This window comes from Streptomyces sp. NPDC048643 (assembly GCF_040650615.1).
Taxonomy (GTDB): domain Bacteria; phylum Actinomycetota; class Actinomycetes; order Streptomycetales; family Streptomycetaceae; genus Streptomyces.
Window position 1 is genome coordinate 108,166 of sequence record NZ_JBEZHO010000014.1, and the last position, 14,124, is coordinate 122,289.

15 protein-coding genes are annotated in these 14,124 nt (G+C 70.5%); 2 read left to right on the plus strand and 13 right to left on the minus strand.

Annotation, left to right across the window (positions count from 1 at the left end):
• Positions 1-6: 6 nt before the first annotated feature.
• Positions 7-540, plus strand: coding sequence for an alkyl hydroperoxide reductase (locus AB0C62_RS16745; RefSeq protein ID WP_362973739.1), 534 nt, complete (start codon positions 7-9; stop codon positions 538-540).
• A gap of 103 nt (positions 541-643) precedes the next feature.
• Here the strand turns inward: AB0C62_RS16745 and AB0C62_RS16750 are convergent, their stop codons facing one another.
• From AB0C62_RS16750 to AB0C62_RS16765, 4 genes are all read right to left on the minus strand, one after another.
• Positions 644-2,086 (minus strand): AI-2E family transporter, encoded by a 1,443-nt coding sequence (locus AB0C62_RS16750; protein ID WP_362973741.1) that lies wholly within the window; start codon positions 2,084-2,086, stop codon positions 644-646.
• Between the two features lie 136 nt (positions 2,087-2,222).
• Positions 2,223-2,948, minus strand: coding sequence for a transglycosylase SLT domain-containing protein (locus AB0C62_RS16755; RefSeq protein ID WP_164372028.1), 726 nt, complete (start codon positions 2,946-2,948; stop codon positions 2,223-2,225).
• Positions 2,949-3,356: 408 nt separating this feature from the next.
• Complete coding sequence (locus AB0C62_RS16760) at positions 3,357-4,682, minus strand: PhoH family protein (RefSeq protein ID WP_164372027.1); 1,326 nt, start codon at positions 4,680-4,682, stop codon at positions 3,357-3,359.
• A gap of 319 nt (positions 4,683-5,001) precedes the next feature.
• The gene (locus AB0C62_RS16765; protein ID WP_164372026.1) at positions 5,002-5,775 is read right to left on the minus strand and encodes an isoprenyl transferase; all 774 of its coding nucleotides are present in this window, start codon (positions 5,773-5,775) and stop codon (positions 5,002-5,004) included.
• Positions 5,776-6,531: 756 nt separating this feature from the next.
• Between AB0C62_RS16765 and AB0C62_RS16770 the strand changes: the two genes are divergently transcribed.
• The gene (locus AB0C62_RS16770; RefSeq protein ID WP_362973743.1) at positions 6,532-6,867 is read left to right on the plus strand and encodes a DUF192 domain-containing protein; all 336 of its coding nucleotides are present in this window, start codon (positions 6,532-6,534) and stop codon (positions 6,865-6,867) included.
• A gap of 312 nt (positions 6,868-7,179) precedes the next feature.
• Here AB0C62_RS16770 and AB0C62_RS16775 read toward each other — a convergent pair whose 3' ends face one another.
• The 9 genes from AB0C62_RS16775 to AB0C62_RS16815 form a co-directional block, all read right to left on the minus strand.
• Positions 7,180-7,980, minus strand: coding sequence for a class I SAM-dependent methyltransferase (locus AB0C62_RS16775; RefSeq protein WP_362973745.1), 801 nt, complete (start codon positions 7,978-7,980; stop codon positions 7,180-7,182).
• Between the two features lie 59 nt (positions 7,981-8,039).
• Positions 8,040-8,915: an LLM class flavin-dependent oxidoreductase gene (locus AB0C62_RS16780; RefSeq protein WP_362973747.1), complete on the minus strand. Its 876-nt coding sequence runs from the start codon at positions 8,913-8,915 to the stop codon at positions 8,040-8,042.
• A 40-nt stretch (positions 8,916-8,955) separates the two neighbouring features.
• Positions 8,956-9,597: an OmpA family protein gene (locus AB0C62_RS16785; RefSeq protein WP_362973749.1), complete on the minus strand. Its 642-nt coding sequence runs from the start codon at positions 9,595-9,597 to the stop codon at positions 8,956-8,958.
• Positions 9,598-9,600: 3 nt separating this feature from the next.
• On the minus strand, positions 9,601-10,194 hold the full coding sequence (locus tag AB0C62_RS16790; RefSeq protein ID WP_362973751.1) for a hypothetical protein: 594 nt from the start codon (positions 10,192-10,194) through the stop codon (positions 9,601-9,603).
• 15 nt (positions 10,195-10,209) lie between these two features.
• Positions 10,210-10,818 carry a pilus assembly protein TadG-related protein gene (locus tag AB0C62_RS16795; protein WP_362973859.1) on the minus strand — a complete coding sequence of 203 codons (609 nt, stop codon included), beginning with the start codon at positions 10,816-10,818 and terminating at the stop codon, positions 10,210-10,212.
• Positions 10,815-11,015, minus strand: coding sequence for a hypothetical protein (locus AB0C62_RS16800; protein ID WP_266616162.1), 201 nt, complete (start codon positions 11,013-11,015; stop codon positions 10,815-10,817). The genes AB0C62_RS16795 and AB0C62_RS16800 overlap by 4 nt, the downstream gene beginning before the upstream one ends.
• Positions 11,016-11,117: 102 nt before the next feature.
• Entirely contained in the window at positions 11,118-11,849 is a 732-nt protein-coding gene (locus AB0C62_RS16805; RefSeq protein ID WP_362973753.1) for a response regulator transcription factor, read from the minus strand.
• Entirely contained in the window at positions 11,842-13,221 is a 1,380-nt protein-coding gene (locus AB0C62_RS16810) for a histidine kinase (protein ID WP_362973755.1), read from the minus strand. The genes AB0C62_RS16805 and AB0C62_RS16810 overlap by 8 nt, the downstream gene beginning before the upstream one ends.
• On the minus strand, positions 13,221-14,111 hold the full coding sequence (locus tag AB0C62_RS16815; protein WP_362973757.1) for a DUF5936 domain-containing protein: 891 nt from the start codon (positions 14,109-14,111) through the stop codon (positions 13,221-13,223). Before AB0C62_RS16815 ends, AB0C62_RS16810 begins: the two co-directional genes overlap by 1 nt.
• Positions 14,112-14,124: the final 13 nt, after the last annotated feature.

The window sequence follows — 14,124 nt, forward strand, 5'->3', positions numbered from 1 at the left end:
TCTTCCATGGCCCTCGACGAACTGAAGTCCGCCATACCGGACTACGCCAAGGACCTTCGCCTGAACCTCGGTTCGGTGATCGGCAACAGCGACCTCCCCGAGCAGCAGCTGTGGGGCACGGTGCTGGCCTGCGCGATCGCGTCGCGTTCGCCGCGCGTGCTGCGTGAGCTGGAGCCCGAGGCGAAGGCCCGGTTGTCGCCCGAGGCGTACACGGCCGCCAAGTCGGCCGCCGCGATCATGGCGATGAACAACGTCTTCTACCGCACCCGGCACCTGCTCTCCGACCCGGAGTACGGCACGCTGCGCGCCGGTCTGCGGATGAACGTCATCGGCAACCCGGGCGTGGACAAGGTCGACTTCGAGCTCTGGTCGCTCGCCGTCTCCGCCGTCAACGGCTGCGGGCAGTGCCTCGACTCGCACGAGCAGGTGCTCCGCAAGGCGGGCGTCGACCGGGAGACGATCCAGGAGGCGTTCAAGATCGCGGCGGTCCTCCAGGCCGTCGGCGCCACGCTGGACGCCGAGGCCGTGCTCGCCGAGTAGTCCTCGCTTCGCACAACGCTCAGGGCCCCGCTCACCACGTCGGTGAGCGGGGCCCTGGGCGTTTTCCGGGCCGCCTCCGGTGGTCGGGGCGGCACGGGACCGCCTACGGTGTGAGGCTCTTCGCGGGCGACGCGTCCAGCGCCGTGGCGCCCCGGGGCTCCGGGGAATGCCGCAGGCCCGCCTCATGGGCGTACGAACGCAGGTACGTGACAACGGTGTTGGTGACCGCGACCAGCGGGACCGCGACGACCGCTCCGCCGATGCCGGCGATCATGCCGCCCGCCGCGACGGACAGCACCACCGCGAGCGGGTGGACGCGCACCGCGCGGCCGAGGATGAACGGCTGCAGGACATGGCCCTCGATCTGCTGGACCGCGAGGACCACGGCGAGCGTCATGAGGGCGGTGAACACGCCCTGGGTGACGAGGGCGACGACGATCGCGAGAGCTCCGGAGATCACCGCGCCCACGAGCGGGATGAACGCGCCGAGGAAGATGAAGACGGCGAGCGGGACGGCCATGGGGACGTCGAGGAAGTAGATGCCGAGGCCGATGAAGATGGCGTCGATCATGGCGACTATCACCGTGCCGCGCACGTACGCCGTGAGGGTGCGCCAGGCGCGCGGGCCCGCGCCCGCGACTCCGGGACGGGCGGCGGCCGGGACGAGCTTGAGCGACCACTCCCAGATCCGCTTGCCGTCGTAGAGCAGGAAGAGCGTCGAGAACATCGTGAGGAGGATGCCGGTGAGGCCCTCGACGATGACCGTCACGCCCTGCAGTCCCGCCGAGGTGATCTGGTCGGTGTTCGCGCCGACCGCCTCGCGGAGGTTCTTCGCTATCTCGTTGATCTGCTTGTCCGTCACGTGGAACGGGCCCTTGAGGAGCCACTTGCGCAGCTCGTCGATGCCGTCCTGGATCTGGCCGGAGAGGTTGTCGATGTTCTCCTGGACCTGCCAGACGACGAACCAGCCGATCAGCCCCATGATGACGAAGCCGAGGATCGCGGTGAGCGCGGTGGCGAGGCCGCGCGGCACCCGGTGGTGCGTGAGCCGGGCCACCGTCGGCTGGAGCAGCGCGGTGATGAGGAGCGCGGCCACGAAGGCCAGCACCACCAGTTGCACGGCGCTGATGACGCGCATCAGCACCCAGACGGTGCCCGCCAGGATCAGCAGTCGCCAGCCGGCCTCGGCGGCGACGCGTACCCCCCACGGCACCGCGAGCGCGGGGTCCGGACGGGGCGTCAGCACGTACGCGGCCGGCGCGGACGTCTTCCCTGAGGCGGGGCGCCGAGCCGGCAGCGCGGCCGGTTCGACGTCCGGCACCGGATGTTCGGCGTCGTTCAGGTCGTCCGGGTGAACGGTCGTTTCCGGCATATCGGGAACGGCGTCACCCGGCTCCTCGACGGGATCACGCCCTACGGACGTGTCCTCACGGTCGAGGGAGCCCTGTGACTCCTTCTCGACCTCGGCCCGGCGTTCGTCCAACCGCTCTCCCAGCTCGGTGAGTCCTGCGCCGAGCCTGCCGAGCCACCCTGGTACTCGCGACATGATGCGTCCTTTTCCCCCGTTGCTCCCCACCACTCCCCCCTGGAGTCGTCGGATCCGACCGTACATGGCTGAAGCCCCTCCCCCTATGACGGGGAGGGGCTTCGAAAGGTTGAGCGCCCGACGTGCTGCGTGCGGCTCAGTACCAGCTGTTCGCCTGCCAGAACGACCACGCCTCACAGGGGCTGCCGTACCGGCCGTTCATGTAGTTGAGGCCCCACTTGATCTGTGTGGCCGGGTTCGTCTGCCAGTCGGAACCGACGGACGACATCTTGGAACCGGGCAGAGCCTGGAAGAGACCGTAGGCACCGGAGGAGGCGTTGACCGCCTTGTAGTTCCAGCTGGACTCGTGGTTCACGATGTTGCTGAAGCACTGGAACTGCCCGCTCGGCACCATCTGGCGAGCCATCGCCTGGATCTGCGCGACGGAGTACGAGGACTGGACGCTGAAGGTGGTCGCGTCGCGCGTCGCGGAACGGCTGGCCTTCTCCGCCGCTTCCTTGCGCTCCTTGGCCTCCTTCTCGGCCTTCGCAGCCTTCTCCGCGGCCTTCTGCTTGGCCACGGCGTCGTCGGCCGCCTGCTTGCGGGCGGATTCCTCCGCGTCCTTCTTGGCGCTCGCGTCCGCGGCGATGGCCTGAGCGTCGGCCTGCTGCGTCAGGGACGCGGTCTGCACCTGGGCCTGCTGACCCGTGGGGATGTCCGCGAGGAGGGTCGAGTCGCTTGCCGTCGCCTCGGCGTCGATCGAGGGCTGGGCGGTGCTGCCAGAGGCAACTCCGACGACGCTTCCAACGGCGGTGACCGCGGTGGCCGAAGCCACTGCGAATCCCCGGACCGAAATCCGGCTCACACGGTTTCCTTCCAGCATGCCCGCTTAGGTGACCCTCGCGGACGCAATCGTGCCCCTCGGCGCTGGCCTCCCAACTGCGGGGTCACGGGAGGCACGGGCCCGGTGGGCAACTCCCGCTCGGGGAGCGCCGCGTGGTGCGCGGGCGGCATACGACGGCTTTATGGAGTTCTGAGGTTCCGGTGGTGCCGTACCGCTGGGGGTACAGGTGTGTCGTATGCGGGGCCTGACAGGAATGAGACTCTAGCCGTAACCAGACGCCGCAAGGCAATTCCCCGTCGCGTGTGAAAGCTCACACCTCGTTTGCGGCCGGTGTTTCCAGGAAACGGGCGCGCAGCAGGACGCCGCCCGGCTAGGCTCCTTCGCCTTTGCCGGACGGCGCCAACCAGGGTGTATCCACCACCCTTTGACCAGGTGGGGCAGTCGGGATCAGATCTGCCCGTCCTCCAGCATTTCGGTCACGAGTGCCGCAATCTGGGACCTCTCCGAACGATTCAGCGTGACGTGCGCGAAGAGCGGATGGCCCTTCAACTTCTCGACGACGGCGACCACTCCGTCATACCGCCCGACCCGCAGATTGTCCCTTTGCGCCACATCGTGGGTCAGAACGACCCGGGAGTTGGCGCCGATCCGGGACAGCACCGTCAGCAGGACGTTCCGCTCCAGGGACTGGGCCTCGTCCACGATCACGAACGCGTCGTGCAGGGATCGGCCACGGATGTGGGTGAGCGGCAGGACCTCCAGCATGCCGCGCGCGGTGACCTCCTCGATGACCTCGCGGCTGGCGACCGCGGAGAGCGTGTCGAACACCGCCTGGGCCCAGGGGCCCATCTTCTCGGACTCGGAGCCGGGCAGATAGCCGAGCTCCTGCCCGCCCACCGCGTACAGCGGCCGGAAGACCATCACCTTCTGGTGCTGGCGGCGTTCGAGGACGGCCTCCAGGCCCGCGCAGAGCGCGAGCGCGGACTTGCCGGTGCCGGCCCGGCCGCCCATCGACAGGATCCCGATGTCCGGGTCGAGCAGCAGATCCAGCGCGATGCGCTGCTCCGCGCTGCGGCCCTTGATGCCGAACGCCTCCCGGTCTCCGCGCACCAGCCGGACGTTGCCCTCGGCCGTGACGCGGCCGAGGGCCTTGCCACGCTCCGACTGGATCGTCAGGCCCGTGTGCACGGGCAGGTCGGCCGCTTCGGGGACGTAGACGTGCCCCTCCTCGAAGAGGATGTCCACCTGCTCGCCCGGCAGGGTCAGTTCGGACATTCCGGTCCAGCCGGAGGAGCCCGTGATGGCCAGCTCCGCGCGGTACTCCTCGGCGAGGAGGCCCACGGAGGAGGCCTTGATCCTGAGCGGCAGGTCCTTCGAGACGACGGTGACGTCGAATCCCTCGGCCTGGAGATTGCGGGCGACGGCGAGGATGCGGGAGTCGTTGTCCCCCAGGCGATACCCGCTGGGCAGGACGCTGGGGTCCGAGTGGTTGAGCTCGACGCGTACGGTCCCGCCGAGTTCCCCGACCGGGATCGGGGAGTCGAGGCGGCCGTGCCGGACCCGGAACTCGTCGAGCAGGCGCAGTGCCTGCCGGGCGAAGTAGCCGAGTTCGGGATGGTGCCGCTTGGCCTCCAGCTCCGTGACCACGACGATCGGGAGCACCACTTCATGCTCGTCGAAGCGGCTCAGAGCATTGGGATCGGCCAGCAGGACGCTGGTGTCGAGAACATAGGTGCGCCGGTCAGGCATGCGGCGCTTAGTGCTGGTCACCACGGAAGGACGTACCCCCTCGGATGAGGTCGGGGAGCGACGAAGGAGATCTGGACCGGTCTCGGGCACCGATGCACGGGCCGAAAACCGGCCCTCCGCTTCGTCCGTACTGACCGCACGGTCGGGCTGGTGCAAAGGGCCTCCCGGGCGGACGGCCCCGTGCCGTCCGCTGAGATACGACACCCGTGGTTCGGGCGTCGACCTGCAAGCGTTATGCCCTCGAACGCGCCAAGCCATGCCGCCGGACAGGACGGCGCGTGCGTTAACTCCTGATGACGTACGCCCCCCGGAACCCCCACGACCTCATCGGGGGGCCCGGAAATCAGCCGCCGTAGCGGCGGTGTCGCGCCGCGTAGTCGCGCAGCGCGCGCAGGAAGTCGACCTTGCGGAACGCCGGCCAGAAGACTTCACAGAAGAAGTACTCGGAGTGGGCCGTCTGCCAGAGCATGAATCCGGACAGGCGCTGCTCTCCGCTGGTGCGGATCACCAGGTCGGGGTCGGGCTGGGCACCGGTGTAGAGGTGCTTGCCGATCAGGTCGACGTCGACGGCCTCGGCGAGTTCCTCCATGGAGGTGCCCTTGTCGTCGGCGTCGAGGATCATCGCGCGGACGGCGTCCGCGATCTCCTGCCGTCCGCCGTAGCCGATGGCGACGTTGACGACTATCCCCTCGACGTGGGCGGTGGCCTCCTCGGCCTCCTTGAGGGCCGACTGCATCTGCGAGGGCAGGATGTCGGGCGTGCCGACGTGATGCACCCGCCAGCGGCCGTCGGCCGCGAGGGTGCGGACGACGCCCTCGATGATGCCGAGCAGCGGGCCGAGCTCCTCCTGCGGACGGTCGAAGTTGTCGGTGGACAGCAGCCACAGGGTGACGACCTCGACGTCCGTCTCGGAGCACCAGCCGAGGAACTCCTCGATCTTGTCGGCTCCGGCACGGTGGCCCTGGGCGGTGGTGGAACCCGCCGCCTTCGCCCAGCGCCGGTTGCCGTCCATGATGACCCCGATGTGCTTGGGCACCTGGTCGTGGTCGAGGTGGCCTTCCACCCTGCGTGCATAGAACCTGACCAGCAGTCGGCGCAGGTTGTCGCGCAAGGTCACGTGTTGTCAGCCCCTCCGTGCGGATGGGACAGGCGCGCCCGAGCACAGTCCCTGTCCATATGGCGGTCCCCCGGGGCGAAGCCTACCCCCGCGAAACAGTGGGTCCGCCAAGGGGTGTCAGAGACCTGACAGTGCGGCACGGGAGCGGACCGGCGTGCTCCCCTTGCCGTGCCCGGAACCCCGGGGAGGGGTTCGGGCGCCCCTTCCGGGTCCACGTCGGGAGGTTCGTGACGGCGGTCCCTGGGACAGGGAGCCGGCGCCGAGAGGGCGCCCCGGCCCACAGCGGGAGACGATCGGCCGCGCGGGAGGGGCAGGTCGGGGACGGAACCTCCGCACAGGACGGCGCTGCGTCACCGGATTCCCCGGCATCCACCAGCGTCCCGCCCCGGGGGCGCACGGGGGCGCCCGCCGGACGGACCGACGCGGGCACAAAAAACGGGCCGGTCCGTGGGGGGGAGACGGACCGGCCCGAGGGGGGGTTTCCACCATAACCCTTCGTAAGTGATGCTGCGTGCATCCGCGTGCCACAACTACTCTCCGGAGTCGCCCGACGACGCCGCGATGAGCGCGGAACCATCGATTCCGGGCGTGATCATGGCCGGATCCCAGCTGATTCAAAGGGAATCGCGGAGGATCGATGGAGATCCAATGGGTTCGGGGCCGATTGAGGGGGACCACCCCGATGCGCGGCCACGTACTCCGGGTGGGTGACGGGCGTGGCGTACTCCCCTTGACGCCGTCGCTAGCTTCGCAGCCATGACGACCTTCACGACGGAGCGAACGTCCGAGCCGGTGCCGCTGGAGCGGGCGGCGACGGCGCGCGCCCGGCGACGCGGACTGCTCGGGCGCGACGGGATCGAGGGTGCGCTGCTGCTGGCTCCGGCGAACTCGGTGCACACCCTGGGGATGCGGTTCCCGATCGATGTCGCCTACCTGGACCGCACGTCACGGGTCCTGGCGGTGCGCACGATGCGTCCGGGGCGAGTGGGGCTTCCGCGGCCGCGAGCCCGGGCGGTCCTGGAGGCGGAGGCCGGGGCCATGGAGCGGTGGGGCGTGCAGCGCGGCGCACGGGTCGCGGTCCAGGACGGCTGACGTCACGTCACTCGACGAAGGCAGCACCGCGCAGCCCCCTCCACTGCGCGGTGCCACACGCGCAGCTTTGCTCACGCGAATTACCTTGGACTGAACTTACGTCAGGCGAACAGCCCAGGCGAGCCACTCTCGATAACGATGTGGAAACCCTGTGCAGATCCGCCGGTTGGCACCCGGCGCCCGCCCCGCCGGCCCGTCCGTCATCCGGACGGGCATCTCATACCGAGTGCCCTTCATTGGGGTGTTTTCGGTCAATCCTCGCGCTCGGGCCGCGAACCGTCCTCGCGCGCGGGTGGCGGGACGACCGCGCGGCTACAGGGTGCCCGCGGCCAGCGGTCCGGCAGTCCCGTCCGGCTTGTGTGCCTCGATCAGGAAGCGGCTGCTGTGCGCGACGAACGGGCCCTGCGCCTCGATCTGTTCGTGCAGGCTGCGCAGCCGGGGGCGGTACGCCTCGACGGTGAATCCGGGGACCATCCAGATCACCTTGCGCAGGAAGTGGACGACGGCACCGATGTCCCGGAACTCGATGCGCAGCCGTTCCGAGCGCAGGTCGACGACATCGAGCCCGGCGGCCTCGGCGGCGACGCGGGCGGCCTCCGGGTCCCGGCCGGCGCGGACCTCCTCGGGCAGCGGGCCGAGGAAGTACTCGACGAGCTCGAAGACGCTGGCCGGCCCGACCTGCTGGGAGAAGTAGGTGCCGCCGGGGCACAGCACGCGGGCGATCTCGTCCCAGTAGGTCGCCACCGGGTGCCGGCTCGTCACCAGGTCGAACGCGCCGTCCGCGAACGGCAGCGGGGCCTCCTCCGGGGACGCGACGACCACGGCCCCGCGGGGGTGGAGCAGCGCGGACGCCTTGGCCACGTTCGGCGGCCAGCCCTCGGTGGCGGCGGTGAGCGTGGGCAGCTTCGGGGCGGAGTTCAGCACCTCGCCGCCACCGGTCTGGATGTCGAGGGCGCCGCGGGCGCGGCCCAGCCGCTCTCCCATCGCCCGCGCGTATCCCCACGAGGGCCGCTCCTCGGTGGCCCGCCCGTCGAACCAGGAGAAGTCCCAGCCGTCGACGGACGCGGCCTCGGCTTCGGCGACGAGGTCCTCGAAGGTACGTGTGCTGCTCATGGGCGCATTGTCGCAACGGGCGGGACCGGCGGCGACGGATTTTCGCCCGCCTCGGGGGCCTACGGGAGCAGGGGGCGCACCTGCTCCGCGGCGAAGCGGACGAAGCCCTCGGGGTCCGGTTCGTCGGCGGTGGGCTGGAGGACCACGGTGTCGGCGCCCGCGTCCGCGACCCGCCGGACGGCCTCGGCGACGGTCTGCGCGTCCCCCGCGGCGCCGTGTCCCGGCACGGGGTTCTCACCGTTGGTGGCCATCTCGGCGCGGAGCCGGGCGTCCGCGTCGGGCCCGGTCGCGGCGTGGAGGTAGACGATCACCCGGTGCTGCCCGGCCGTCCTGCCTGCCGCCTTCCGTCCCTCCTCGATGAGGCCCCGGGCCCGCCGTACGCCGTCGGGGGTGGTCGAGGCGGTGAGGACGGTTCCGTCGGCGGCCTCCCCGGCGAGCCGGAGCGTCCGGGGGCCGGTGGCGCCGGTGAGGACCTCGGGCGCCGAGACGGGCGGCCAGTCGAGAGCGACGTCGTCCAGCTTCACGTACCGCCCGTCCCTGGACACGCGTTCGCCGTGCAGCAGGGCGCGCAGCGCGTCGAGATGTTCACGCAGCAGCGTCAGGGGCGACTCTGCGCGTGCTCCGACCTGTTCCATCCAGTCCTGGACGCCGTGGCCGACCGCGACGGCCGCGCGTCCCGGGAAGAGCCTGTGCAGGGTTGCGGCCTCCATCGCGGTGACCGCGACGTTCCGCAGCGGGACCGGGAGCAGACCGACGCCGACCTTCAGGCGTTCGGTCCAGGCGAGGGCGGCCGTGGCGGCGGAGACGCCCCCTTCGAGGAAGCAGTCCTCCCACAGCCACAGTTCGTCGAGTCCCGCTCCGTCGGCCGCGCGCGCCACGGCACGCAGGCGCTCGGGGGGTAGTTGCGGCCGGAAGACAACACCGAGTGACGTCATCCCGCCTTCCTACCGACGTCGCGCTCCCCCGACAAGCGCTTTACGACGAGTCGTCGGCCGAACCCCTCGGGAAGGACACCTCCACGCGACGGTTCTTGCGGCGGCCCTGCTCCGAGGTGTTGTCGGCGATCGGGTAGTCCTCGCTGTAGCCCCGCACCTCGAACGTGATGTCCGTGTCCGACGAGCCGAGCGCGGCGGCCAGCCGGTCGTGGACCTGCTCCGCGCGGTTCTTGGACAGCTTCAGACCGTGCGCGTACGAGCCGAGGTTGTCGGTGAAGCCGAAGACGCGGACGGTGGTGGCGTTCTGGGCCTTGATCTCGTCCGCGATCGCCTGGATACGGGACTGGGCGTCCGGGTTCAGCTTCGAGCTGTCCTTCGGGAAGAGGACCTCCGCCTGGAGCGCGAACGTCACGTCCGCGTTGGTGTCCTCCCGGCGCTCCTCGCCTCCCAGATCCTCGACGACCGACTTGATGTCCAGCACCTTGGCGGCCGCGAGCGTGGCACCGTCGGCGAGCTTGAGCCCGGGGCTGTTGGCGTCGACGTCGGGGGGCGGGGAGGTGGTGACGGTGCCGGGCGGGGCACTGGGGTCGTCGTCGGCGTGGGCGGGACCCGGAAGGCCGAGGGTGACCAGTACGGCGAGGGCCGTGAACGTCGTCGCGGCGGTACGGGGCGCAAGGGCCATGGCTCAGCCCTCGGAGATCTCGATGGAGGCGGGGGGCATGGCGCCCACCTGGAAGTCGACGGAGGTGGTGTCGGCGGGGGGTGCGGGGAACTGGGCGAACCACTGGGCGGTCGCGCCCTGGCGCACACCGCCGGTGAACTGTGTGCACAGGCAGCGGCCCGAGGTGTCCCGGAGGATCAGGTACTTCTTCTTGCCCTTTTGATCGATGAGGGTCGCGCCGGCGATGGACGCCCCGTTTTTGGACAACTCCCGCTCGTCGCCGCGCCAGTTCGCCGCGATCCAGGTGTTGTCCGTGTTGTTGGTGACCGTCCCCTCGACGGTCAGGAAACCCCCGTCGTCCCGCTTGGCCGACGTGACCGCGAGGGTGAGTCCGTTCTCGCCTTTCACCTCGGCGAGAACGGGGTCGGACTCAGGCGTCTGGGTCTCTCCCTTGTCGCCGTCGCTGCTGCTCTTGGCGGGAGCCGAAGGCGACGAGGTCCCCTTGTCCGCATCGCCGTCGCCTCCCCCGCCGCAGCCGGCCACCGTGAGGAGCAGCCCAGCCGTGATCGCCACCGCGCTCAGCGCCGTACGGCCCTTCCTGGTGTGCCGAAAGTCCATCGGTACGGCTTCCTCTCACTCGGCCAGGTGCACGGAGAACAGCACCGACGCGTCCGGTAGGTCGTCCGGGTTGAAATCTCCGGGGTCGATGTCCACGATCTCGCCGTCACAGTCGAGTTCGACGGGCTTCTCGGGATCCGCGGCCGGATCGAAATCGCAGCGCGGCTGAATCACGGCGACCGCGTGGGCCTTCGCATGCATGCCGTCAGTGCCGGGGATGATCGAGTGGCCGACGGTGTAGTTCGTGAGGATGTCCGCCTGGAATCCGGGGTAACCGTTCTTGACCACGAACTGAACACCCTGAAGGCTGGAGTCGTTCTCGGACGCCAGTTGCTGAGCGGCCGCGCCCGCTCCCGCCCCGTCCGGCTGGTGGTCACCGTTCAGCCAGTCCAGCCAGTCGTCGTCCACGCCGACAGCAGCCGTCAGACGGTCCACCAACTCGTCCCGCGCGTCCTGCGCGGCGGCCAACGCCGCAGCGTCCGCCGCAGATTGAGCTCCATTGCGGGCGGACGCTGCTTGGGCGAAGGCGAAGAAGGCGAACGCGGCGAAGAGCAGGATGCCGGTCAGCCAGATGTAGATGGGGAGAGTCTGTCCCCTGTCCCCTCGTGTCCGGAGACGGATCAGCCGCCGATGACGTCCTGAACCGCGTTGAGGATCGCTGTCGAGATCAGTCCGTCGAGCCCCAGGCTGTCGATCAACGTGAAGATCCCCGCGATGATGATCATCAACCCCGCGTACTCCACGAACCCCGCTCCCGCGTCCCGGTTCGTGTCCCGCATGCGGGAGATCACGGTTCGTGTCCACATGGCGAACCTGCTCATCAGCACTGCCCTCCCACCCGACGCCACTAACGACCCGTGCACCGTACGTGAGAAGGCCCTTACTCCGGGTGGGCCCAGGGGCCCAACTTCCGGTCCGGGGAGTCATCGGCCCCACCCCTCGCGGGCCGTGCCCAGCCAGTGGGCTATCGCTTCGCTGCGCGAGGAACTGTGCAGCTTCGCGAAGATACGGTTGATGTGGTTCTTGACGGTCTTCTCGGTGATGAAGCAGGTGGCGGCGATCTGGCGGTTGTTCATGCCGGCGGCGATGAGGTCCATCACCTCCACCTCCCTTGAACTCAGGCCGAAATCCGGATGGTTGGGAGCACGGCGGTGAAGTCCCGCCGCCACTGCGGGCCGAGCCTCCGACGACTGTCCCACATGCGGTTGCAGGTGCGAAGAGAACGGCTCGGGTTGGTAGGAAGCTCCGAGTGAATCCGGGACAGTGGAGACGCCGTCGCGGACGTCCCGTACGGCGGAGATCAGTTCGGCCGCCGTGAACTCGCCATGGACGAGGTAGCCGGCCGCGCCCTTGCGCAGGGCCTCCGCCACGACCTCGGGTTCGCGGCTGTAGGTGAGCATCATGACCGGGGCGATCCTGGTCAGTTCGGGCAGGGCGGTGAGGCCGTCGGTGCCGGGCATGCGGACGTCGAGGAGGACCACGTCGGGTGTGTGGCGGACGGCGCAGGCCAGTGCCTCCTCGCCGTCACGGGCCGCCGCGACCACCACGGTGTCGGGGTGCGCCTCCAGCAGGGCGGTCAGTCCGGCCCGTACGACCGGGTTGTCGTCGGCCACGAGGACGCGCAGGGGCGGGCCGGGAACTGCCTGGTCAGGCATGTGCGGCCTCCTCTTGGTTGGTGGGGGGAGCGAGGCGTGCCGCCCCGCGGAGAGGGACGGTCAGGCGGATCTCGGCACCGCCCTGTGGGGCCCGGTCCAGCGCGAGGTGGCCGCCGACGCAGGCGGCCCGCTCCGTCATGCCGAGCAGGCCGAAATGGCCGGATCTCGTCCAGGTGGCGAGCAGGGCCGGGGTGGCGGCCGCGGGGAGGCCCGCTCCGTCGTCCTGGACGCGTACCGAGAACTCGTGCTCCGTGACGGCCAGTTCGATGTCGGCCCGGGTGGCGCCGGCATGCCGGTGGGTGTTCTCCAGGGCCTCGGACACGATCGCGAGGACGTGGTGGGCGGCCGCGCAGGGCAGGACCGGGGCCTCGCCCCGGTGCCGTACCGGGGTGGGGATACGGGTCCGGGTCTGGAAGTCGGCCGCCAGGCAGCGGAGTTCGGGCAGAAGGTCGGTGTCCGGGGCCGTGAGGTCCGTATGGCGGCGCAGGTCCGACAGGAGGGTGCGGGACTCGGTGGCGGCGCGGCGCGCGGCGCCGGCCACGACGGTCGCCTGACGTCGCAGTTCCTCCGGGTCCGCGGCGTCCGCGGAGGTGGCGAGGGCGTCCGCGGCGAGGGCGAGGCCGTGCAGGGTCTTGGCCACCGAGTCGTGCATCTCGCGTGCCAGGCGTGCTCGTTCGGACTCGACGGCCTCGGCGACGGCGAGCCTGCTGGTCGCCTCCGACAGCGCCTGGCTGGCGGTGCCGAAGCGGAACATCAGGTTGCGCAGGGTGACCCCGATGATGCCGGCGCCGACGCAGAAGCCCGCGACGAGAAGGGTGTTGGCGCCGGCTCCCGGCCGGTGCTCCCAGGCCCGGAACACCGTGAGGAGCACGATGAACTGGAGGCCGGTGAAGACGCCCGCGCCGCGCCAGCCGTAGAGGAGGCCGGAGAGGAGCGGGGTGCAGACCGTGGCGTAGGCGAGGGGCGAGGCCGGGGACGCGGTGAGGAGCAGGATCGCGCCGAAGCCGAGGTCCAGGGCCATCAGGCTCGGGTGGGCGAGCAGGCGGGGGCCGAAGCGGTCCCAGTCCCGGAGCATGGCGTAGGAGCCCATGACGCCGAGGACGGCGGCCGCGAGGACGGCATAGCGGGCGAGGCCGTCCGTCGCGTTCGTCATCGCGAAGGGGGCGCCGACGGCGATGGCGGCGAGGCGGACACCGAAGGCCTGGCGGCACAGCGCCTGGAGGGCGTTGAGCTGGAGGCGGACGCCGCCGGGTGCGGGGACGTCGTCGGCGAGGTAGCCGGTGCCCCGTGCGCGGTTGCGTCCGGCGCGGGAGAGCGGGCCGATCCCGAGCGGGCGGGCGGTCTTCGCGAGGCTGTGCAGGATGCCGTCCATCAGCGCCCCAGGATCGAGCCGAAGTTCGTTCCCGAGCCGAGGAACATGCCGGTGGCGATGAGGATCATCGTCGCGGGGAGCATGAAGACGAGGGTGACCATCGTCGCCTTGGGGATGGTCTTGGCGGCCCGGCGGCGGGCGTTCTGGGCGTCGGTGCGGCGCATGTCGGTGGCGAGCTGGATGAGCGTCTCGGCGATCGGCGAGCCGAGTTCCTCGCCCTGCTGGAGCGCCGAGACGAACTGGGCCACCTGCTCGGAGGAGTTGCGCCTGCGGAGTTCGTCGAAGGCCTGGCGGCGGCTGACCCCCATGTCCATCTGGCGCAGGGTGATGCGCAGTTCGTCGGCCCAGGGACCCTCGTACTTCTCGGCGACCCGGTCGAGTGCCTGGCGGAAACCGAGGCCCGCGGAGACGACGACGGCGAGGACGTCCAGGAAGTCGGGCAGCGTGCGGTCGATGACGTCCTTGCGTTCGCGGACCGCCTGCCAGATCAGGGCGTCCGCCGCGACCAGGCCGAAGGCCAGGGTGAGCACGGCGAACAGGAGCTGGCCGTTGGAGAGGAAGACCAGACCGAGGACGACGCCGAAGATGCCGTACACCGCGCGGCGGGCCGCGTAGCGGCTGAGCGTCAGGCCGCCGGGGTTGCCCGCCATGTCGATGCGGCGGCGCTTGGCGTCCACGCGGCGCGGGCCCATCAGGCGCAGCACGGTCGGCGCGAAGCGCATGCCCAGGCGGTCGACGGCCGAGTCCGCCGTGGAGACGCGGGTGCCACCGACCTCCAGGGCGAGCTGGAGGTCGCTGGGGAGCTTGGCGTCGGCACGGATCATCCGGACGCCCAGGAGGACGCCGGCGACGGCCGCGCCCATCAGGACGGCGAGCAGCAGCGGCAGCATGGTGACCCCTCCC

Excerpts from the sequence above, each read along its gene's own strand:
- AB0C62_RS16780 (WP_362973747.1), bottom strand. The coding sequence starts at position 8,915 with ATGACGTCACTCGGTGTTGTCTTCCGGCCGCAACTACCCCCCGAGCGC.
- AB0C62_RS16750 (WP_362973741.1), bottom strand. The coding sequence starts at position 2,086 with ATGTCGCGAGTACCAGGGTGGCTCGGCAGGCTCGGCGCAGGACTCACC.
- AB0C62_RS16790 (WP_362973751.1), bottom strand. The coding sequence starts at position 10,194 with ATGGACTTTCGGCACACCAGGAAGGGCCGTACGGCGCTGAGCGCGGTG.
- AB0C62_RS16800 (WP_266616162.1), bottom strand. The coding sequence starts at position 11,015 with ATGAGCAGGTTCGCCATGTGGACACGAACCGTGATCTCCCGCATGCGG.
- AB0C62_RS16785 (WP_362973749.1), bottom strand. The coding sequence starts at position 9,597 with ATGGCCCTTGCGCCCCGTACCGCCGCGACGACGTTCACGGCCCTCGCC.
- AB0C62_RS16815 (WP_362973757.1), bottom strand. The coding sequence starts at position 14,111 with ATGCTGCCGCTGCTGCTCGCCGTCCTGATGGGCGCGGCCGTCGCCGGC.
- AB0C62_RS16775 (WP_362973745.1), bottom strand. The coding sequence starts at position 7,980 with ATGAGCAGCACACGTACCTTCGAGGACCTCGTCGCCGAAGCCGAGGCC.
- AB0C62_RS16745 (WP_362973739.1), top strand. The coding sequence starts at position 7 with ATGGCCCTCGACGAACTGAAGTCCGCCATACCGGACTACGCCAAGGAC.
- AB0C62_RS16810 (WP_362973755.1), bottom strand. The coding sequence starts at position 13,221 with ATGGACGGCATCCTGCACAGCCTCGCGAAGACCGCCCGCCCGCTCGGG.
- AB0C62_RS16755 (WP_164372028.1), bottom strand. The coding sequence starts at position 2,948 with ATGCTGGAAGGAAACCGTGTGAGCCGGATTTCGGTCCGGGGATTCGCA.
- AB0C62_RS16805 (WP_362973753.1), bottom strand. The coding sequence starts at position 11,849 with ATGCCTGACCAGGCAGTTCCCGGCCCGCCCCTGCGCGTCCTCGTGGCC.
- AB0C62_RS16770 (WP_362973743.1), top strand. The coding sequence starts at position 6,532 with ATGACGACCTTCACGACGGAGCGAACGTCCGAGCCGGTGCCGCTGGAG.